This is a genomic window from Streptomyces zagrosensis (assembly GCF_014203645.1).
GTDB lineage: Bacteria > Actinomycetota > Actinomycetes > Streptomycetales > Streptomycetaceae > Streptomyces > Streptomyces zagrosensis.
Map to the genome: position 1 here is coordinate 109,103 of NZ_JACHJL010000013.1, position 18,881 is coordinate 127,983.

The 18,881-nt window shown below is 69.4% G+C and carries 20 protein-coding genes and 2 pseudogenes; 14 read left to right on the top strand and 8 right to left on the bottom strand.

The annotated features are described in order from the left end of the window. Positions 1-19: 19 nt before the first annotated feature. Positions 20-586: pseudogene (locus FHS42_RS37400) on the top strand (class II glutamine amidotransferase domain-containing protein); the annotation flags it as partial. Positions 587-1,177: 591 nt separating this feature from the next. Continuing rightward, positions 1,178-2,155 (top strand): L-histidine N(alpha)-methyltransferase, encoded by a 978-nt coding sequence (gene egtD, locus FHS42_RS37405; protein ID WP_312867014.1) that lies wholly within the window; start codon positions 1,178-1,180, stop codon positions 2,153-2,155. 98 nt (positions 2,156-2,253) lie between these two features. On the opposite strand, the gene FHS42_RS23430 is transcribed toward egtD, so the two are convergent. The 3 genes from FHS42_RS23430 to FHS42_RS23440 form a co-directional block, all read right to left on the bottom strand. Continuing rightward, positions 2,254-2,712, bottom strand: a complete 459-nt coding sequence (locus FHS42_RS23430) for an NUDIX domain-containing protein (protein WP_184575074.1) — start codon at positions 2,710-2,712, stop codon at positions 2,254-2,256. Between the two features lie 246 nt (positions 2,713-2,958). Beyond that, a complete protein-coding gene (locus FHS42_RS23435) occupies positions 2,959-3,837 on the bottom strand; it encodes a metallophosphoesterase family protein (RefSeq protein ID WP_184575076.1) in 879 nt (292 codons plus the stop codon). A gap of 227 nt (positions 3,838-4,064) precedes the next feature. Then, positions 4,065-4,769: a DedA family protein gene (locus FHS42_RS23440; RefSeq protein ID WP_184575078.1), complete on the bottom strand. Its 705-nt coding sequence runs from the start codon at positions 4,767-4,769 to the stop codon at positions 4,065-4,067. 319 nt (positions 4,770-5,088) lie between these two features. Between FHS42_RS23440 and FHS42_RS23445 the strand changes: the two genes are divergently transcribed. Further along, positions 5,089-5,550 (top strand): universal stress protein, encoded by a 462-nt coding sequence (locus tag FHS42_RS23445; RefSeq protein WP_184575080.1) that lies wholly within the window; start codon positions 5,089-5,091, stop codon positions 5,548-5,550. Between the two features lie 126 nt (positions 5,551-5,676). Here the strand turns inward: FHS42_RS23445 and FHS42_RS23450 are convergent, their stop codons facing one another. Then, on the bottom strand, positions 5,677-6,279 hold the full coding sequence (locus tag FHS42_RS23450; protein ID WP_184575082.1) for a TetR/AcrR family transcriptional regulator: 603 nt from the start codon (positions 6,277-6,279) through the stop codon (positions 5,677-5,679). Between the two features lie 92 nt (positions 6,280-6,371). On the opposite strand from FHS42_RS23450, the gene FHS42_RS23455 reads away from it, so the two are divergent. Together FHS42_RS23455 and FHS42_RS23460 are read left to right on the top strand one after the other, a co-directional pair. Further along, on the top strand, positions 6,372-7,154 hold the full coding sequence (locus FHS42_RS23455) for an MBL fold metallo-hydrolase (protein ID WP_184575083.1): 783 nt from the start codon (positions 6,372-6,374) through the stop codon (positions 7,152-7,154). A gap of 139 nt (positions 7,155-7,293) precedes the next feature. Next, entirely contained in the window at positions 7,294-7,512 is a 219-nt protein-coding gene (locus FHS42_RS23460; RefSeq protein ID WP_184575085.1) for a dodecin, read from the top strand. A gap of 244 nt (positions 7,513-7,756) precedes the next feature. Here FHS42_RS23460 and FHS42_RS23465 read toward each other — a convergent pair whose 3' ends face one another. Next, positions 7,757-8,806, bottom strand: a complete 1,050-nt coding sequence (locus tag FHS42_RS23465) for a phosphatidylinositol-specific phospholipase C domain-containing protein (RefSeq protein WP_184575086.1) — start codon at positions 8,804-8,806, stop codon at positions 7,757-7,759. 257 nt (positions 8,807-9,063) lie between these two features. On the opposite strand from FHS42_RS23465, the gene FHS42_RS23470 reads away from it, so the two are divergent. Further along, positions 9,064-9,426, top strand: coding sequence for an ArsR/SmtB family transcription factor (locus FHS42_RS23470; protein WP_184575088.1), 363 nt, complete (start codon positions 9,064-9,066; stop codon positions 9,424-9,426). Then, the gene (locus tag FHS42_RS23475) at positions 9,423-9,917 is read left to right on the top strand and encodes an SRPBCC family protein (protein ID WP_184575090.1); all 495 of its coding nucleotides are present in this window, start codon (positions 9,423-9,425) and stop codon (positions 9,915-9,917) included. Before FHS42_RS23470 ends, FHS42_RS23475 begins: the two co-directional genes overlap by 4 nt. Before the next feature lie 333 nt (positions 9,918-10,250). Here FHS42_RS23475 and FHS42_RS23480 read toward each other — a convergent pair whose 3' ends face one another. Next, positions 10,251-11,561, bottom strand: coding sequence for an NAD(P)/FAD-dependent oxidoreductase (locus FHS42_RS23480; protein WP_184575092.1), 1,311 nt, complete (start codon positions 11,559-11,561; stop codon positions 10,251-10,253). Between the two features lie 311 nt (positions 11,562-11,872). Here FHS42_RS23480 and FHS42_RS23485 point away from each other — a divergent pair, with 311 nt between their 5' ends. Next, complete coding sequence (locus FHS42_RS23485; RefSeq protein WP_184575094.1) at positions 11,873-12,421, top strand: DUF2165 domain-containing protein; 549 nt, start codon at positions 11,873-11,875, stop codon at positions 12,419-12,421. On the opposite strand, the gene FHS42_RS23490 is transcribed toward FHS42_RS23485, so the two are convergent. Further along, positions 12,418-13,359: an ornithine cyclodeaminase family protein gene (locus FHS42_RS23490; RefSeq protein ID WP_184575096.1), complete on the bottom strand. Its 942-nt coding sequence runs from the start codon at positions 13,357-13,359 to the stop codon at positions 12,418-12,420. The two genes, FHS42_RS23485 and FHS42_RS23490, sit on opposite strands and share 4 nt — an antisense overlap. 474 nt (positions 13,360-13,833) lie before the next feature. Here FHS42_RS23490 and FHS42_RS23495 point away from each other — a divergent pair, with 474 nt between their 5' ends. The 3 genes from FHS42_RS23495 to FHS42_RS23505 all read left to right on the top strand — a co-directional run bounded on the left by FHS42_RS23495 (position 13,834) and on the right by FHS42_RS23505 (position 15,492). Further along, the gene (locus FHS42_RS23495) at positions 13,834-14,754 is read left to right on the top strand and encodes an MFS transporter (RefSeq protein WP_184575098.1); all 921 of its coding nucleotides are present in this window, start codon (positions 13,834-13,836) and stop codon (positions 14,752-14,754) included. After that, on the top strand, positions 14,721-15,095 hold the full coding sequence (locus FHS42_RS23500; RefSeq protein ID WP_184575100.1) for an MFS transporter: 375 nt from the start codon (positions 14,721-14,723) through the stop codon (positions 15,093-15,095). Before FHS42_RS23495 ends, FHS42_RS23500 begins: the two co-directional genes overlap by 34 nt. 193 nt (positions 15,096-15,288) lie before the next feature. Beyond that, positions 15,289-15,492: a hypothetical protein gene (locus FHS42_RS23505; protein ID WP_184575102.1), complete on the top strand. Its 204-nt coding sequence runs from the start codon at positions 15,289-15,291 to the stop codon at positions 15,490-15,492. An 85-nt stretch (positions 15,493-15,577) separates the two neighbouring features. Here the strand turns inward: FHS42_RS23505 and FHS42_RS23510 are convergent. Continuing rightward, a pseudogene (locus FHS42_RS23510) lies at positions 15,578-17,022 on the bottom strand (cytochrome P450); the annotation flags it as partial. A 138-nt stretch (positions 17,023-17,160) separates the two neighbouring features. Here FHS42_RS23510 and FHS42_RS23515 point away from each other — a divergent pair. From FHS42_RS23515 to FHS42_RS23520, 3 genes are all read left to right on the top strand, one after another. Next, complete coding sequence (locus FHS42_RS23515; protein ID WP_246495287.1) at positions 17,161-17,592, top strand: PAS domain-containing protein; 432 nt, start codon at positions 17,161-17,163, stop codon at positions 17,590-17,592. Beyond that, positions 17,589-17,807 (top strand): LuxR C-terminal-related transcriptional regulator, encoded by a 219-nt coding sequence (locus FHS42_RS37410; RefSeq protein WP_312867007.1) that lies wholly within the window; start codon positions 17,589-17,591, stop codon positions 17,805-17,807. The genes FHS42_RS23515 and FHS42_RS37410 overlap by 4 nt, the downstream gene beginning before the upstream one ends. A gap of 371 nt (positions 17,808-18,178) precedes the next feature. Further along, entirely contained in the window at positions 18,179-18,826 is a 648-nt protein-coding gene (locus FHS42_RS23520) for a hypothetical protein (protein WP_184575104.1), read from the top strand. Positions 18,827-18,881: the final 55 nt, after the last annotated feature.

Below are 18,881 nucleotides of genomic sequence, written 5' to 3' on the forward strand. Positions count from 1 at the left end.
CCCCGAAAGGGGGCCGCTGATGTGCCGCCATCTCGCCTATCTCGGGGACGAGGTGCCACTCGGCGCGCTCCTCATCCGGCCCCCGCACGCGCTGCTGCACCAGTCCTGGGAGCCGCGGCGGCAGCAGCACGGGACGGTCAATGCCGACGGATTCGGCGTCGGCTGGTACGCGGCCGACGACCCGGTGCCCGCGCGCTACCGCAGGGCCGGGCCCATCTGGGCGGATCTGTCGTTCGCCGATCTCGCCCGGGTCGTGCGCTCCGGGGCGCTGCTCGGCGCTGTACGGGACGCCACCGACCCCAGTGCCGATGGGGAGGCGGCTGCCGCGCCATTCGCCTCCGGACGCTGGCTGTTCAGCCACAACGGGGCCGTGCGGCACTGGCCGGAATCAATGGCGAGCCTGGTGCCCACGCTCCCCCCGGAGGCACTGCTCGGCATGGAAGCACGCTGCGATGCGGCATTCATCTGGGCTTTTACGCTGCACCAGCTGCGGGCGGGGGTCCCGATCGGCCAGGCGCTCACCGCGACGGTCATCGCACTGGATGAGGCGGCCCCCGGGTCACGGCTGAATCTGCTGCTCACCGATGGCACCACCATCGCGGCCACCGCCTGGGGCGACTCGCTGTGGTACCGCACCGAGCCCGGCGCCGAAACGCCACAGGGAAAGCCGGTGCAGCCAGGGCAGCCGGGACAGCCGGGAGAGAACGGCGCCGGGCACCGTGCTTCGGCATCCGACCAGGCAGCCCGTACCGCTGCTGTGGTGGTCGCATCGGAGCCCTACGACGACGATCCACGCTGGACGCAGGTCCCCGACCGCACCTTGGTGATCGCCACCCGCTGCGGCGTCTCGCTCACCCCGATCGGCGCGCCGATGGCGGTCACCCCACCGCCGATGCCTGGCAGCCCAGACGCCCACGCCACACCACACCGCACGCCAACTACCCCGCCTGCACCCGCCCGGCCTGCCCCCACTGCCGGGGCTGGCCGGGCCCCGGCAGCGGATTCCGGCGCGGATCGCCGACCGCCGCACTCCCCCGCGGCGGCCTCGCCACCGTCCCCGGCTTCGCCACCGCAGCGGCCCTACCCACCACCGCACGCGCTGGCCCCTCAGCCCGGCCGCGTCGCGCCGCCTGCCGCCGAACCCCAACAGCTCTCCCCGCCCAAGGAGCCCTCCCCCGTGAGCCCGTTCGCCCTGACCCGCACCCTCCCGGCCGACGCGACGGCCGCCGCCTTGCGTACGGACGTGTCCGCCGGGCTGACCGCCGAGCCCAAGTGGCTGCCGCCAAAATGGTTTTACGACGCACGCGGAAGCGAGCTGTTCGAGGAGATCACTCGCCTGCCCGAGTACTACCCGACCCGCACCGAGCGAGAGATCCTGGCCGTTCGCGCCCAGGAGATCGCGGCGGCGATCGATGCACGGACCCTGGTCGAACTCGGCTCGGGATCGTCGGAGAAGACCCGGCTGCTGCTGGATGCGCTGCCCAAGCTCCAGGCATATGTGCCGGTGGATGTCAGCGCCAGCGCCTTGGAGTTGGCCGGGCACGCCCTGCTGGCCGAACGCCCCGAGCTCTCCGTACATGCCCTGGTCGCCGACTTTCAGCAGGTTCTGGCCCTGCCGGACACACCGGGGCCCAGGCTGCTGGTCTTCCTCGGCGGCACCATCGGCAACCTTTTGCCCGACGAACGGGCCCATTTCCTGGCCTCGGTGCGCTCGCTGCTGGCGCCGGGCGATGCGTTGTTGCTCGGCACCGACCTGGTCAAGTACGAGCAGACGCTGGTGGCGGCGTACGACGACGCGGCAGGCGTCACCGCAGAGTTCAACAAAAACGTTTTGTCGGTACTCAACCGCGAGTTGGGCGCCGACTTCCACCCGGCCGACTTCGACCATGTGGCCCGTTGGAACCCGGAACACGAGTGGATCGAGATGCGCCTACGGGCCAGGGCGGCGTTGACCGCGAAGATCCCCGCACTCGATCTGGCGGTGTCCTTCGAGGCGGGCGAGGAGGTACGGACCGAGGTGTCCGCGAAGTTCCGGCGCGCGGGCGTCAGCGCCGAACTGGCCGCGGCCGGACTCACCCTGCGCCACTGGTGGACCGATAGCGCGGACCGATTCGCACTGTCCCTCGCCACTTTGCAGGGCGCACCGACGCCGTAACCGATAGCGCGGCTGACCGCCGGGCCTGGCTCGGCGGTCAGCAGCGCCGGTACCCGGCGGTCAGCGCCGACGCGACCTGCTGGGCCCTTCATGGCTGCTTACCGGCTGCCGTCGAGAGCGGTGGTCCAACAGGGGTCGATATGACCCAGCCAGGCGTCTTGGGCGTCGGCCAGTGGACGCCTGAGAGGAAGGGGCAGGAACCGGCATGCGAAGGTACGGCCAGCGTCGCCGCCGTCACCACGGACCCGGTGCTCCCACGCGTCGGGGGTGTTGTCCGGTGCCCGGAGGGAGAAGAAGCTGGTGCGCCGCGGCTGTCCCGTCTCCGGGTGCGGCTTATCCTCCACCGCGATCTTCCGAAGCACGGTGGCAATGCGCAGACCGGTCTCCTCGGCGACCTCGCGAAGGACCGCTTCTTCCCCTCCCTCGCCGGCTTCGACGCCCCCCGCGGGGATCTGGGTGCCGGCCTCCTCCATGCCGACGTGGTCGAACACCAGGAGTTCGGGAATGTCGCGATGGCGGATCACATACGCGGCGACACGGATTCTGGGTCGGGTCATCCCGCCATGGTCCATGCTCGCCAGGCCCCAAGCTCCAGCGGTCTCATCGCGTCCCGACCGTCACACGGCGCTCCCCGCCCGTCTGGCCGCGGCCGTTCGCGAACGCGTCCACCGGCCCTCAGGCCCGCACCGTTGGTGTCTAAGCAGTGGGAAGCTCATACAGCCTCGTAACGTCGGCCCACTAACCGCCCGGGCGCCGGAGGGCGCCGGTGTTCGCCGGGCCCTCCGGTGGTCCAGATCGGGTGTCTAGCGCGCCCGGCTGTACTGCTGGTCCCCGTGGCCCACCGCGGGCAGCACCGGGCGCAGCAGGTTGTCCGGGAGGCCGCGCCGCCGCCACTCGCGCGGGTAGCCGAGCGAGACCTCTTCGAACCGCACGCCGTCCTCGGTGGTGACGCGCGGAATGTGCAGATGGCCGTAGATGACGGCGGCAGCGTTGAAACGCCGGTGCCAGTCCGCGGTGAGTTTGGTGCCGCACCACAGTGCGAAGTCGGGGTAGTAGAGGACCTCGGTGGGCAGTCGAGTCAGGGGCCAGTGGTTGATGAGCACCGGCGGAGCCTCCGGAGCGATTTCGGCCAGCCGCCGCTCCGTCTCGGCGATCCGCGCCTGGCACCAGGCTTCCTTGCTCGGATACGGGTCTGGGTGCAAGAAGTGCTCGTCGGTGCAGACCACGCCGGTCTCGTACGCGGCGGCCAGCGCCTCCTCCTGGGTGTGCCGGGGGTTGGCCCGGAAGGTGTAGTCGTACAGCGTGAAGACCGGGGCGATGGTGAGCGGGCCTGCGGTGCCCTCCCAGATGAGGAACGGGTCCTCGGGGGTCGCGACGCCAAGGGACCGGCACATCTCCACCAACCGGTCGTAGCGAGCGACGCCGCGCAGCTCCAGCGAGTCCTTGGGGTGGGTCCACAGTTCGTGGTTGCCGGGCGCCCAGATGACCTTGGCGAACCGTTCGCTGAGGAGCTGGAGACTGCGCTCGATGTCAGCGAAGACCTCGCCGACATCACCGGCGACGATCAGCCAGTCGTCGTCCGAGTTGGGGCGCAGCTTCTCCGTGATGGCGCGATTGTCCTCGTAACTGACGTGCAGGTCGCTGATGGCGAGGAGTTCACCCCGGTGCGCGCCGCCCGTCACCGGGACGACACCGACGTCGCGACGGTCCGCACCGCGGGGCGGGCCGGCACTGGTGTCCCGGCCGGATGCTCTATGTCCACGCCGTCTTCGACGGACGTACCGCGCATTCGTCTCTCCCGTTCTCGCCACACCGTGCTCTAGCGGGCCGTTCAGCAGGCCTTCGCCCAAAAGGATCGCATAATGCGGGAGTTAGCGGCGAGCGAGGAAGGTCACGCCCAGCGTGGGCTTCACCCGTTCTTATCAGGTCCGTCATCAGCGTCGGGGGCGGCGCTTGGCCCGGCCGCGCGGCGGGATCGCAGTTGCAGATAGCCGCTGACGGCGGCCACCAGCAGGGAGACCCCGCAGCCGATCGCGATGGCCTGGAGCTCGCCGCGCGCCGCTGCGCTGCCCAGATAGCCGAGGCCGACCGAGTAGGCCGCCCAAATGGACTCGGCGATTCCGGCGCCGATGAGGTAACGGTGTGCGGGGTAGCCGACGACGCCCGCGCCGAGGGCGCCGATCAGCCGGCCGCTGGGGAGGAAGCGCACCGCGACGACGAAGGGCACCCCGCGCCGCTGAATGTGCCCCGCCGACCATCCCAGCAGGGCCTTGCGCCGAGTGGTGCGGTTCGCCCAGCGTTGCACGGGGCCCTTGAACCGCCCGCCGAACCAGTGCAGTACGGCATCGCCGAGCAGTGCGCTGCCGGCCACGACGAGCAGCACCAGCGCGATGTCGAGGCTGCCGCGCGCCGCGAGCACTCCGCTGGTGATCAGCAGGGCCGAGTTGGGTACCAGCGGCGGCAGGGTGGTGAGCATCAGCAGTGCGTACGCCCAGCCGGCGCCGTGCGTCAGGTCTGTCTCCAGACCGCCCGCCAACGCCGGCCAGGCGGCCACGCCGGTTGCGTACGGGAGGTCGATGGCGGCCAGGGAATGTGCCAACGGTGCGGTGTCCATCCGGCCACCTCTCATCGGGTGCCGTCATCACGGCGGCACGCCTATAGAGCAACGCTGACAAGGAATGGGCGCCCGAGGCAACTCAAAATCAAGAAAGAGAGCGACGGATACCGATTCCTCTCACTTCTCCTTCCCCTCGCCTGCGCGTGGCGCACCCAGCACGAGCGGTCGCGCGCGAGCCGAACCGCCAAGGCTGGCGGCGGCCCCGGCTGTGCGGTGGGCGGTTCCGTCTGTGTATCTGTGTGCTGGACAGCGTGGGGTGGGTTGGAAGCGGTGTCCGGGTCGGAGCCGGATCGTACGGACCGTTAACCTCACATCCGTGGTAGATACATCTCCCGCGGGATTCGAACGCGGAACGGACGGCCCGAAGGTCATCGTCGTGGGTCTCGACGGCTCGCAGTCCTCGTGGCGTGCGGCGGCGTATGCGGCCGGGCTGGCCAGGCGACAAAACGCGCTGCTCGCCGTGGTCTATGTGCAGCCGGTACTGCCGGCGAGCGCCGCCTTTGGCGCTCCGGTGGCGGACACGACGGGCGAGGTGGCCGAGGAGTTGGTCGCCCAGATGCGGGAGGCCACGGAGCGGCTGCGCGGCGTCTTCGAGGTGCGTTGGGAGTTCCACACCCACATCGGTGATCCGTTCAGCGGGATGGTCTCCGTGGCCGACCGGCTCAAGGCGGACGCGGTGGTGGTGGGCGCGTCCGAGCAGGCCGGGCACCGCATCGTCGGCTCGGTGGCGATCCGGCTGGTCAAGGCCGGACGGTGGCCGGTTACCGTCGTTCCGTAACCCGCTCAGGCATGTCCTTTGCCTCGGGACTGGTGGGCTCGCAGGTTGCGGTGCCCCAAGGCCGTCTCCGCGCTGCGGGTGGCCTCTCGCTTGGCGCGCTCGGCCAGTGCCCGGCCTGGCGTGCGGTCAGGACTGGTCCAGGGCCCGTTCGATCGCGCGGCGGGCCCGGCCAGCGGCGGCCCGGTCGTGCTGAAGCTGCATGGCCGCGTTCAGTGCCAGCCCGGCGGCGACAATCTCGAACAGCGCCTGGTCGATGTCGAACCCGGCGGGTAGCTCGCCCCTTTCCACCGCCGCGGCCAGTTCCGCCCGCAGCTGTTCGCGCCAGCGCGACCACACCTCGGCCACCGCGTCGTGGACCCGGCCGGGGCGGCCGTCGTACTCGGTGAGCGCCGCGGTCAGCAGGCAACCGCCGGGCAGCAGTGGCGCTTCCAGATAGCCCACGGAGTTGGCGCACACCGCGCGCAGCCGCCGCAGCCCCGGCGGCTCGGCCAGTGCTGGTTCGACCACCCGGTGCCAAAAGTCCACGAACGCCTTGTCCAGCGTGGAGATCTGAAGCATCTCCTTGCTGCCGAAGTGCTTGTGCACCCCGGACTTGCTCATCTCCAGCTCCTCGGCGAGCCGGCCGATGGTGATGCCGTCCAGCCCTTCCTCGGAGGCGATCTCGGCGGCACGGCCGAGAATCCGGCCCCTGGTGGCCTGCGCGTCGGCCGCTGAGCGTCGTGGTGACATGCGGCCAGAATAGCGTACGACCGTTCGCTATTGCCTTAGCGAACGCACGTACGCTAAGTTCTGCGGCAATCACCGAGACGAAGGAGTGCGCGATGCGGGTGCGCCGACTGGGCTGGGCCGGGCTGGAGATCGAGGCGGACGGCAAGCGACTGGTGATCGATTACGTGCGGGACCTCTCACCGTTGTTCACGGGGTGGAAGCCCGGCGAGCGGCTGGCGGTGCCGAGCGGGAAGGTCATCGCCGCACTGGTCACCCACCTCCACCGGGACCACACCGACGCGTCCGCGCTCGCGGACGTCATTGCGCCGGGGGCGCCGGTGCTGCGACCGGCGCCCGGTCCCGGTGACGACGTGGACAATGTGACGACGCTGCTGGCCGAGCGCGAACTGGCCCTGCACCGGCTGGCCGCCGAGGTCGTGGATACCTGGTCCACCCGCGAGTTCGGACCGTTCCACGTCACCGCGGTCCCCTCCGTCGACGGGCTGGGCGATCCGCAGCTGAACTGGGTGGTGCAGGCCGACGGGCAGCGGGTCTTCCACGGCGGCGACACGATGTTCCACGGCTACTGGTGGCTCATCGCGCGCCGGTTCAGCCCGTTCGACGCGGTGTTCCTACCCGCCAACGGCGCGGTGGTCAATGCGCCGCACCTCCAGCCGCCGAGCCCGCTGCCCGCCGCGATGGACCCGAGGCAGGCCGCCGCAGCGGCCGAGATCCTCGACGCCCGGTACGCAGTACCGATGCACTACGAGGCGGAGCAGCCGGACAAGATCGCGGGCTACGTCGAGGTCCGCGACCCGGAGAATGAGTTCCGCACACACGCCGGACGGCGTGCACACGTGCTGGCTGTCGGGGAATGGCTGGACCTGGCCACATGAGCAGCGAACCCCGCCGTGCCAACGCCTCGCACCCGGTGGTGGCCGCTACTCGGCCCGAGCGCCTCGGCTCGCGCCACGGGGACCGGTGAGGCACGGTGGTGGGGACAGGGCAGCACCCAGGTGACCGGGGAGCGCAGACATGACCAATCACACCTACCGGGTGACCGAGATCGTCGGCACATCGCACGAGGGCCTAGACGCCGCGATCCGCAACGGGATCAGCCGCGCCGCGAAGACCGTGCGCAATCTCGACTGGTTCGAGGTCAAGGAGGTGCGCGGGCAGATCGAGGACGGCGTGGTCGAGCACTATCAGGTAGGGCTCAAGGTCGGCTTCCGCTTGGAGGACCCGGACGAGTAGTCGCCGCCGGCGGCGTTGCCTGGCCGCCACCCGCCCCACGTGGCCGACACCGGGCGCAAGCCACTGCCCGACCCCGCGCCGGTAAAGCCGGACGGATCAGTTCCGGATCGGCACGCGTCCGTGAGATCCGGATGAGTCACGCGCCCGTGAGTCCCCGATCAGCCTCACGTCCCCGCGTCCCGGATCAGCCGCGCGGGCGGACCGTGGGACGTCTCGATCGATGAGATCGCCGAGCGGGCCCGGATCAGCCGCGCGGGCGGACCGTGGACAGGACCTTTGGCAGTGGGTACCAGTCGGCAGTGGCGAAGCTCGCGTGCCGGGTGGCCAGTTCATCGACTCGCGTGCGGGCCTGCTCCTCGGTGGGACGGGTGCCGTCGATCGCGGGCGGCACGCTGTGTGCGTCGGTCATGATCAGCAGGTAGTGCCGCTGGTCGTACCACCGGGTGTCGATGCTGCTACCGGCGTAGGTGGCCGCGTCGCCGTCGAAGAGCACGAACCACGGCCGGATCGCCGGGTCCTGGTAGCGCTCGCGCGGATCGCCCGCTACCGCGCCGTGCACGGCGGGGAACGCGGTGGCTCGGCCCAGTTCGCCGCGCGCCGCCAGATCCCGCAGGTGCATGCCGTATTCGCGGTCGGTCCACAACGTGTCCAGCGGGTTGCCCTCCTCGACGGTACCCGGGATCAGCTCGACGATGAACGTGCCCGCCAGCGCGCTGCGTTGGGGCCAACCCCGCGCCCGTACGGCCTCGTCCAAAGTGGCGTGGCCCGCCGTCAGATCGCCCGGTCGGTACAGCGCGTCGCCCAGGCTCTTGTTGAGCAGTGCGTCGAACTCGTCAGGGCCGCGGCCCCGCTTGTCGTTGAAGCCGTCCTTCAACTCGACCTTGACCACGATGGGGCGGTGGCCGGGGTGCGCGTCATGCCAGGCTCGCATGTCGGCCAAGCAGCCCGGCAGGCTCTGATTCCGGCGCTGGGCGCGGAGGTCGGCGGTCGATGCGGCGTTTACGCAGTTGTTGTCGTTGCCTAGCGGATTGCCGTGCGAAACCCGCCACCCCGGGCCGAACCCGTTGGTCCACACGTCCAGTTCGAGCAGCGCGGCGCCGGAGTCGAGGGCATCGGCGAAGTAGGGGTAGGTGCTCTTCTCGTACGCGTTGTGCACGCCGACCGATGTCGTCGCGGAGTACGCAGGATCGGCCGCGCTGGAGCCTTGGTCTTCCGCGGTGACCGGGGCCGCCCCGGTGATCAGCCCCGCCAGTGCCGCAAGCACCACCGTGCCCTGGTATGCCGCCTTGCGCATGTCCCGCCCCCACTTGACTCCGCTGCCGCTACGACCGCGCGACAGCGTACGGGAGTGGCCTCGGCGGCTACCAGGGCGGGTGAGGCGCGGGTGGGGCAGAGCGGCATGCGCAGCGCTCAGGGGCGTGTGCGGTGCTCAAGGACGGGCTCCGCGACCCGGGCCGGTCCCGAACACGACCTCTTATTCAACCGACTGGTTGACAAGAGAGGGGCGGACTCGACAGTATTCAACCAAGCGGTTGAACACAGGGAGGCAAGGTGGCCGCAGACCCGTTGTCGCTGGTGTTCTCCGCACTGAGCGATCCCATTCGGCGCGACATCGTGGCCCGGCTCGCCGGCGCAGACGCCACGGTCAACGAACTGGCCGAGCCGTACGACGTCACGGTGCAGGCCGTGTCCAAGCACATCAAGGTGCTGGAGGACGCCGGTCTCGTCAGTCGCAGCAAAGACGCTCAGCGGCGGCCTTGCCACCTAGAGGCAGAGGTCTTCGACCTGATGACGAAGTGGATCGAGCGCTACCGGCGCGAAGCGGAAGAAAGATTCCGCCGACTCGACGCCCTCCTTGAAGGGATGGACGAGCAGTCGGCGACCGACCCCCCAACGAAAGAGGCGACATCATGAGCACCACCGGTACGCACCACCCCAACGAGACGCAGATCGTGGCCGCCCCCGAGCTGCCCACCATCCGTATCGTCCGGGAGTTCGACGCTCCGCCGGAGCGTGTGTTCCGGGCGTACACCGACCCCACTCTGGTAGTCCAGTGGCTCGGCCCGCGTCAACTCACGATGCGTATCGACCGGTACGACGCGCACAGCGGCGGCTCCTATCGCTATGTAAGTCGCGACGACGACGGAACCGAGTACGGCTTCCACGGTGTGTTCCACGAGGTGCGCTTCAACGAGCGCATCGTGCAAACCTTCACCTACGAGGGATTTCCGGATGCCGTCAGCCTGGAAACGGTCGCCTTCGAGGACGTCGCTGGGCGCACCCGGATCACCTGCACGTCCATGATGGACTCCTTCGAAACCCGCGATGCGATGCTCAGGAGCGGCATGGAAGTAGGCGTCCGCGAAGGCTACGAGCGCCTAGACGAGCTGTTGACCGGTCAGTAGAGCGGCAGCGCGGCCCGGCACGCTCACTGTAGTGACCCCGCAAGCCAATGGGTCGGGGCCAGCGTCGGGGCGCAGATGCACCACAACGGCACCTTCGGCGTGCGGCACCGCTTCCACCATGCTGCGGCGACACGCATTCGGACGCCCGGTCGGCGTCGATGGTGAAGGGGAAGCCACATGGACGACTACGCATCATCATGGCAACTCGCCAGTGCCACGGCCTTTGCGTCATCTGGAGCGGTCGCGCTGCATGACCAGCGCGCCTGAGTACGAGCCTCGTTCGATCAGCATGGCGATGGCCACACACTCAACATCCCTGTGACACTACGCGTTTTAGGCGCTCGGGGCGTGGGCCAGTTCCGGGGCGGCGGTGTCCAGCGGGACGGCGCCGGAGCGGACCAGGCCGAGTTGTACGGCCTGCCGCGGCAGTATGGCTTCCAACACCCAATCGCTGGTGACCCGTACGCGGTTACCCGGCATGGCCATCAAATGGTAGGCCCGCGTAACGGCGCCCGCCAGCGGGCCGGAGAGCGGCACGTGCAGCGGGTTGGCAGCCGCCTGTACGCCGCCGAGGTCCACCGCGAATCCCAGGTCGTGGTGCTTGTACGCGCGTCGGGTGCCGTGCCCGCAAGACGCGGCCACGTTGTGCGCGGCCGTCTTTCCTTGCCGGGCCGCGTGTTGGGCGGTCATGGGCGTGTACTCGCCGGGGCGGGTCAGGTCGGGGACGGCAGCCGCGTCACCACAGGCGAAGACCTCGGGATGGCCCGGCACGGTCAGATACTCATCGACGCACAGGCGGCCACGTTCGGTGGGCAGCCCGATTCCGGCCACCAGGGGGTCGGGGCGTACGCCGACACACCAGATCAGCGAGCGGGTCTCGATGAACTCTCCGTCGTCGAGCAGCACACCATCAGGTGTGGCCTCCTTGACGGAGGTGCGGGTGCGGACGTCCACGCCGCGTGCCCGCAGCACCCGGTCCGCCGTCTCCGACAGCCGCTGGTCCAACTCGGGCAGCACCCGGGGCGCGATGTCGATCAGCATCCAGCGCGGCGGTGGTGTGCCAGGCAGGCCGGCGGTCTGCCGCGCCAGCCGGTCGGTGTAGAGCTTGCCGTGCGCTGCGACCTCGGTGCCGGTGTAGCCTGCGCCGACGACCACGAAGGTGGTGCGTCCCGCGTGCTCGCGCGGGCTGCTCGCGGAGGCGGCCAACTCGATCTGACGGGTCATGTGATCCCGTAGGTACAGCGCCTCGGGCATGCCGCGGAATCCGTGTGCGTGTTCGGCGACGCCCGGGATGGGCAGCAGTTTGTTGACGCTCCCCACGGACAGCACGAGTCGGTCGTAGCGCAGCTCGCCGCGCTGGCCCTCCGGGTCGGTATAGCCCACCGTACGGTTGTCCAGGTCCACCGCGTCGGCCTCGCCGAGTACGAGCCGCACACCGGGGAGCGTGCCGGTCAGGGAGACCGAGACCCTACGGGGTTCGAGGATGCCCGCCGAGACCTGCGGCAGCAGTGGCAGATACAGGAAGTAGTCATTGGGGTTGATCAGCACGATATCGGCTTTGCCGCGGGCCTGGCGGGAGAGCTGGCGGGCGGTCTGGTAGCCAGCGAATCCGGCTCCGACGATCACGATCCGGATGGGGTGCACACTCAGCTCCAAGGCATCGGGAACAGCGGATGACGGCGCATGGCCGCTGACGCCGTTACCGGGTCCCCGCGCCGGACCACGACAAACCTCGGCGCCCCGGCGCCTGCCCGTGCGCCCGCTCCAGGCCCGCAGCCTGCCCCAGGTCCCAAGCGACAGGCCCCCAGCGACGGACTCCGGCCCGCTGCTGGGGCTGGGGCTGGGGCTGGCAAGACCCTCCCGCACCAGGTCACTGCACTGACAGCGCCGATAATCGGCGGCCCCCTGCGCCCACAGCGCCGACACTGGGGCGAGTTCACACAGTGGAGGGGACCATGATCAGCAAACTCACGTTCCGGCCGGTGCCGCTCGCGGCCACCGTGCTCACCGGCATTACCGCGCTCTATATGGCGCTCGTCGCGTTCGGCAACATCACCGATTTCGGCACCAACCGCGAGTTCGTCCGGCATGTGCTGGCGATGGACACCACCTTTCAGGACGAGGACCTGATCTGGCGGGCCATCGAGTCCCGCGCCCTTCAGGACATCGCCTATGTGGCAATCATCGTCTGGGAGACGCTGTCCGCGCTGGTGCTGCTGTGGGCCACGGCGTGCTGGGCGTGCACCTTGCGGCACGGCCCACTGGATCGGGCCCGCCGTACGAGCACCGTTGGCCTGGCCATGGTGCTGGTGCTGTTCGGCGGGGGCTTCATCGCCATTGGGGGCGAGTGGTTTGCCATGTGGCAGTCAAAGGACTGGAACGGCCTGGACGCCGCCATCAGGAACGTCGTCCTGGCCGGGATCGCCCTCATAGCGGTGCATCTGCCGACACAGCCACAGGACCCGGCGGCGAGCCAGGAGGGGGACGGACCACCGGCGGACTAGCCCAGCCAGTCAACGGTGGCCCCCGCATCGCATGCCTGCGCGGCCTGGAAGGCGGTCCAGGCCAGTGCCAGGTCTTGCCAGGGCAGCCCGACAGGTGCGTACACGGTGCGCCGATCACCACGTGGAGCGGGCGGCTGGTGGCCAGCCAGGGCCTTGGCGAGGGTGACGGCGGACCGGGGTGCGCCGTCCGCGGCCAGGGCGCCCACGGACCGGGCGAGGGCCAGGTCATCGACGTATACGTCGGCGGCAACCAGCACGTCGGTGGCGAGCTCCCGCTTGCCTGCCTCATCGGAGCCCAACGAGGTCAGATGCTGGCCCGGCCGGGTGGCCGCCAGATCCAGCACGGGACGGGTCGGCCACGTCGCCAGCACCACGATGTCGGCACCCGCCGCGACCTCACCGGCCGTCTCGACCACCTGTCCGTCGTGGCGTTCGGCGAACGCGGTGGCTCGCTCTGGCCTGGTGTCGTGGACCAACAGGCGTCGCCAGGAGCGGAGGCGGGCCAGTCCCGTCAGCGTCATCTCCGACTGGGCTCCGGCACCGATGACTCCCACGATCGCCTCCCCCGCCGGATCAGCGGGTGCCAGCAGGTCGGTGGCCAAGGCCGCCGAGAGCCCCGTACGCCAGGTGGTGACGGTGGCCGAGTCCAGGACGGCCAGCAACTCCCCGTCCTGACCGCTGTGTAGACACACCAGCCCGCGCAGGGCGGGCCCGACAGCGTCCGGGAACTTGGCGTTGACCTTCACCGTGTACGCGGGAATCCCGGGCAGCACGCCGGGTAACAAGGCGGTGGCCACCCCGGGAAAGGGTAGGTCCGCTACCACCTTGTGCGCCGCCACCCCGGCCGCGGCTTGTAGAAAGCCACGCCGCATCGCCCGTAGGCACACGTCGGCATTGAGCAAGGACAGCAGATCACTACGAGTAAGGATGCGGGTCACGCCCGGGAAGCCTCCTTCGTTGATTCATGCGGCATTTTTCCGATAGGCGGCGCAGACACCGTCAGTATGTCGATCTCCACACGGTCCACCAAGCGTCGGCCGGGCGCCGACCCGACGGTTACGACCACGAGAAAAGCCGCTGGTCCACTGCATTTTCGGCCGTAGTAAAAGAATCATATGCACGTTACGGCAAAGACCATTACTCACAAAAGATTAGCCGAATTCCGGACGCGGGTCGGCACATTTACGCCGCCTTCGTGCGAGACGTCTTGAAGCCAACGGGGTGAGGCACTCGCCACGCGTGACAGTGTTACCGCGACGCAAGTCCATCGGGCCGTCAACAACTTGCACGACCTCAAGCACTCCTACGATCAGTTCCACGACGGCATCGTCCAGTACTACTCGGACATCTCCAATTACATTCCGCGGCTCACTGTTGACTACTTCAGCCTCTAAGTAGCCCGAGCACAGGGGATGGTGAGAAACAGGCGGTTTTTGCGCCTCTGGTCGGCCTACTCCGCAAGCGTCCTCGGAGATCAGATCTACTTGCTGGCTGTTCCGCTGCTCGTCTTTCTGGAGGGCGGAACTGCCAGCACCATGGCGCTGGTCAAGTCCTGCGTGCTGCTCCCGCAGGCGGCGCTCGGCGTATTCGGCGGGGTGATCGCGGACCGCGGAAACAAAATACATCTGTTGCGCCTGACCTACCTCGGGTCCGGCATCGCTCTCCTCGTTGCCCTGCCCGGTTATCTCTGCCTTCCGGACGCGAGGCTGGCCGTGCTCGCCGCGGCGGCTTTGGTCCTGTCGATGTTCGCTTCGGTCTCGGCCGCGAGCGTCGATGGCGTACTGCCGCACTTCGCCGCCCGGGAGGAGTTGGCCCGCGCCAATTCGATGACCGAGACGACCCGCACCATCGCCACGGTCATCGGCCCGGCCGCGGCCGGCCTCCTGGTCGCCAGCCCCTTCCCCGGCTCCGTTGTCCTCGCCACCGGCATCGCCTTCACCACGGCCTTTGTGCTCTTACGCGGCCTGGACACCCCCACACCCAGCAAGCCGAAAGCGAATCGGCGAGCCACCACCCTTCTCCAAGACCTCGTGGTGGGAGTGCGGTATCTGGGCCGTTCACGTCGTCTTTTCATCGGCATTTTCCTCAGCACCTCAACGAACCTCGTCCTCGGCGCACACGAGGCAGTGCTCGTCTACTACTTCCGCTCCACTCTTGGCATGTCGGCCGGCTGGACCGGCGGCGCCTTTGCCATCGCGGGTGCCGTCTCGGTAGCCACCGCCGTGGCCCTGGCCTGGCGAGCGCCGTCGCGCCACTACGGGCGCGTCATGGCGCTGTCCATCGTCTTGCAGGAGTGGGCGTGGCGATCATCCCCCTGGGCGGCAGGGTGGTGACGGCGATATGCGGCCATGCCGTACTCACCGTGTTCATCGTGGTCTACACCGTTTGTTGGCGGGCCTTTCGGCAATCGATATGCGATCCCGACCTGTTGGGACGCGTCTCGGGGGCCTGCCGGGCCATCGCCTTTACCGGGGCGTTCGTCGGCACCCTGCTCGCCGGGCTCATTCTTGGTCTCGTTTCTGACATTTCCCTGGTGCTCTTCGCCTGCGGCGCGCTGACCATCGTGAACGGCCTCATCGGTCTCCGCCTGCTGTACGTCCACGGCGCCCCGACGAACGGGTCGGCGCCCGGTGCGGCCACCGCCCCACCGCAAGACGCCCCGCCTGCCGCGTAACACCGACCGGCCGGGCGTGTGCCGAACCGCGACTTCGCTCGGCACGGCACGGCACGGCACGACACGGCACGACACAGCAGGACACGGCGACCGGATCGGATGACGCAGCGCGTCTCCCCGTGACTTTTGGACCGTCCGAGTGGATACGCAGGTCGGAGCACAGTCCGATGAACAGGCAAGGCGAGGACATCACATGGATAAGAAGAAGCTGACCGCGATCGGCGCCATGGCACTGGTGTGGGCGCTGCCAGCCGGCACCGCCCACGCCGACGAGACGCACAACCACTCCGACAACGGCCCCCGCTGGTCGCTGATTTCCATCGGGCAGGTGGACGACCCGGCGGAGGACGTGCTGGAGCACGCCGCGATCTTCGGTGCCACCAGCGTCGTGGACTGACGCGGCCCGGCGGTCGGCGGGTCGTTCAGCCTCCCGCGTAGACGTCTTCCACGTAACGGCCGGCCGCCATGCGGATCTGTGCGGACAGCGCGAGCCGCAGGAAGCGCTTGGGCCGGGGGCGGCCGGGGGCGGTGAGGTGGTGGGTCTCGGTGACCGTCATCGAAGTCAGGCCGTGCCGCTGGGCCAGCGCGTCCAGCGGTCCGCCGCGCACCTCGGTGACGGTGTCACCGAGGTGCGCGGGGGCGCGTCGGCGACGGTGGCCGTCGCGTCCCCGTAGCCGCTGAGCAGGGCGACCCGTAGTTGGTCAGCGAACTCTCGTACCGTCACGCTGAGTTCGCCAGAGGCGTCGGCCTCGACACGCGGCAGCAGGCGGGTGCCGCCGAGTTCGGCGATGCGGTCGTCGATGAGGGTTGGGACGCGCTGGTAGGTGGTGGCCCAGTTGCGGTCGCCGACACCGAGCACCGCGTAGGACACGCCCTGTGCCGCGTCCGGTGGGGCCTCCTCGATCCAGCGCAGGAAGCGCGCGGCGTCGTCCGTTGGCTTGCCGTTGTGCGAGGCGGCCACGATCACTACCGGTCGGTCGGTGGGCAACGCGTCGGCGTAGGTGTCGAGCGCAGCCACCTCCGTGCCACAGCCGAGCGCCGCGGCCTCCTCGGCGAGTTGCTCGCTGAACTCTCGGCAGGTGCCGTGGTTGCTCCCGTGGACAAGAAGCGTCCCGGTGCCTTGCCGAGCGCGGCTGGGTAGGCCGGTGCCTGGCGGCGGTACGGTCTGCGGCTGCGCCGCCGGCCCGAGGGGCAGGCCGAGCGCGGAGCGGTTCGCGGCCCGGTCGGCGGACGTGCGGGCGGTGGGGGTGTGGGTAGGGCCGTCCGGCTTGAGGGTGAGCGTCTTCTTGACCCGTAGTCGATAGTTCGACTGGTCCGCCAACCGGTAGCGGTGTGCGATCAGGCCGATCAGCAAGGTCGCCTCGTGCAGCGCGAACTGCCGCCCGATGCAGGCGCGGTCACCGGCCCCAAAGGGCTTGTACGCGTGTCGGGGGCGCGCTCGCTCCGCCTCCGGCGTGAAACGCGCGGGGTCGAACAGGTCGGGGTTGTCACCCCGGATCGGGTCCCGGTGCAGCATCGGGATGAGTACGGAGATCCGCTGCCCGGCGGGCAGCGGATATCGGCCGCCCAGCAGCGTGTCCTCGCGCGCCTGGCGGGTGAAGACGGGCCCGGTGGGCCACAGCCGCAGCACCTCCTGGAGCACCTGTCGGGCGAAGCACAGTCGCCCGACGTCCTCGAAGGAGGGGGCGGGGTCCGGGTCATCACCCCACAACTCGTCGGCCTCGCGCTGCGCGAGGCGCAGCGCGGTCGGGTCCTTGAGCAGGTAGGAGAGCGCGAAGGACAGGGCGCCGGAGGTGGTCTCGTGCCCGGCGATCAGGAACGTGATGACCTGGTTGCGGATGTTGGCGAGGTCGAGGGTGGTGTTGTCGGATGGGTGCCTGGTGCTGAGCATCAAGGCAAGCAGGTCGCTTGCGCCGACGTCGCCGGCTCGCTGGGGATGGGTGCCCAGGTGCCGCGATCCGTGAGCATGGCCGGGCGGCGGGGCGGTGGGAAGGCGTGCGTTAACTGCATGATTGTGCAGTGGTTTAACGCTGACCGCACTTGCGAACGGAGTACATGCAGGGCCATGACCAAGGGCAGCGCGGACGGCCCGGCGGAGTGCGGCGAGGGGGAAGGGTGGGACCACTACTTTCTGACGCTGCTTGACCGGCTGCCGCTGCCGGTGGCGTTGTGTCGAGCCGACGGTGAGGTCGTCGTTGCCAACCCCGCCATGGCCGGCCAGTGGGGTGTTGCGCCCGGGCGGCTGTGCGGTCGCAATCTCCTTGATCTGTTTCGGCCGCGCGACACGGCGCAACTGCGTCGGGCCGGTGAGGCGCTGCGGCTCGGCTATCGGTCCCGCTATCCGGTACGGGTCCGCTGGCGGGTGGGCGGCGACGGTGCCGAGCGTGCGGGCGCATCGATCCGGTTGGTGACGCGACGTCGGACCCGCCCGCGTTGCTGGTGCTGCTGCGCGTCGGTGACGAGATTCCCGCCCCTTCGGCTGAGCGTGCCGCGGTGAGCCCGGTGGAGGGCCGGGTGCTGGCGCTGGCCGCTGCCGGGGCGACGACAGCGGCGATGGGCAAGGCGCTGGGGTTGACGGTGGATGGTGTCAACTACCACGTGGCCCGGCTTTCGCGGCGGTGGCGAGTGCCCAACCGGACGGCGCTGGTGGCCAGGGCGTATGTGTTGGGAGTCCTCTCGCGTGAGGTCTGGCCGCCTGCCGTGCAGCGCTGAGGAAGCGCCTTGCGGGGCCAGGGCGCCCTCGTCCGCACGCAGCCCTCGTCGCTGCCGAGTGTCCGATATATGGGAGGTGGACGGCTCCCAGGGGAAAGACAGTGGCGCAAGGTGATCCCCAAGTGACCCTGTGCGCCATAGAGTGGGCCCGATGGCTCAGCCTTGGGGAGGGGCGAACTGTGAGTGTTCGTAGGGCTGTTCATGGTGCGGTCGCCGCATCGGCAGCGCTGGTGCTGGTCGGTGGGTGCTCATCGACGGACGATACGCCGGACGCCCGGAGCAGCAGTAGGGACGGTGACCGTTCGTCCTCGCCTTCCGCCGTGGGCCCTGACTCTGGACCTGGCAACGATACGAAGAGGTCAGCGAGTTCGGTGCCGACCGCCCCTGACTACACGCTCAGCCCGAGGAAGTTCCCAGCCACCTCCGCCGAAGCGCTGCGGTTCGCCCGCCAGGCGGCGGTCGAACCGACCGTTTTTGGCCCCGACTTCGCCCGAGAGTCGCCCTTTGAGGACGACCCGGGGCGCTGGGCGGTCCTGGATGAGCGGTGCGTGTGGCAGCGCGAGAAGCTGCCGCGCGGGGCGCTGACGAGTCTGGCCCAGCACAGCAAGCTCCCGGCCCAGGGCGGCAAGGGCCCGGTGGAGGGCGTCACGGTGGTGTCCGTACACCGCGACATCGACAGCGCCGATCAGGAGATGGCCACCACCTTGGAGGAGGTGCTGCGCTGCCCGCGGCAGCAGCTCAGCGCGGACGAGGAGGTCAGCGGCCTGATCTCCACCGGAAGCCCATGGGGCAAGAGGGGCCAGAAGGCCAACGACGACATGATCTGGGAGACGGGCACCTACACCAACCGTTCGATGGGGCAGTCGTCTCCCTACGGTTGGGCAACCGCCCGGCTGGGCCCGGTCACCGTGTCCGTGACCGTCAAGGGCAGCAAAGGGCATACCGCCGAGGAACTCGACACCATTTTGCGCACTCCGCTAGTACAGATCCTGGCGAACGTCAAGAACACACTCATCTGATCCAGCGCCGCGCTGTCGGCGCTTATCGGCAGGCGCCCGCAAGCGACAGGCGCGG

What these genes read in the sequence shown, in the direction of transcription:
- FHS42_RS23430 (WP_184575074.1), bottom strand. Translation starts at nt 2,712, where the DNA reads ATGACCCGACCCAGAATCCGTGTCGCCGCGTATGTGATCCGCCATCGC.
- FHS42_RS23440 (WP_184575078.1), bottom strand. Translation starts at nt 4,769, where the DNA reads ATGGACACCGCACCGTTGGCACATTCCCTGGCCGCCATCGACCTCCCG.
- FHS42_RS23450 (WP_184575082.1), bottom strand. Translation starts at nt 6,279, where the DNA reads ATGTCACCACGACGCTCAGCGGCCGACGCGCAGGCCACCAGGGGCCGG.
- FHS42_RS23455 (WP_184575083.1), top strand. Translation starts at nt 6,372, where the DNA reads ATGCGGGTGCGCCGACTGGGCTGGGCCGGGCTGGAGATCGAGGCGGAC.
- FHS42_RS23460 (WP_184575085.1), top strand. Translation starts at nt 7,294, where the DNA reads ATGACCAATCACACCTACCGGGTGACCGAGATCGTCGGCACATCGCAC.
- FHS42_RS23465 (WP_184575086.1), bottom strand. Translation starts at nt 8,806, where the DNA reads ATGCGCAAGGCGGCATACCAGGGCACGGTGGTGCTTGCGGCACTGGCG.
- FHS42_RS23475 (WP_184575090.1), top strand. Translation starts at nt 9,423, where the DNA reads ATGAGCACCACCGGTACGCACCACCCCAACGAGACGCAGATCGTGGCC.
- FHS42_RS23485 (WP_184575094.1), top strand. Translation starts at nt 11,873, where the DNA reads ATGATCAGCAAACTCACGTTCCGGCCGGTGCCGCTCGCGGCCACCGTG.
- FHS42_RS23495 (WP_184575098.1), top strand. Translation starts at nt 13,834, where the DNA reads ATGGTGAGAAACAGGCGGTTTTTGCGCCTCTGGTCGGCCTACTCCGCA.
- FHS42_RS23505 (WP_184575102.1), top strand. Translation starts at nt 15,289, where the DNA reads ATGGATAAGAAGAAGCTGACCGCGATCGGCGCCATGGCACTGGTGTGG.
- FHS42_RS23515 (WP_246495287.1), top strand. Translation starts at nt 17,161, where the DNA reads ATGACCAAGGGCAGCGCGGACGGCCCGGCGGAGTGCGGCGAGGGGGAA.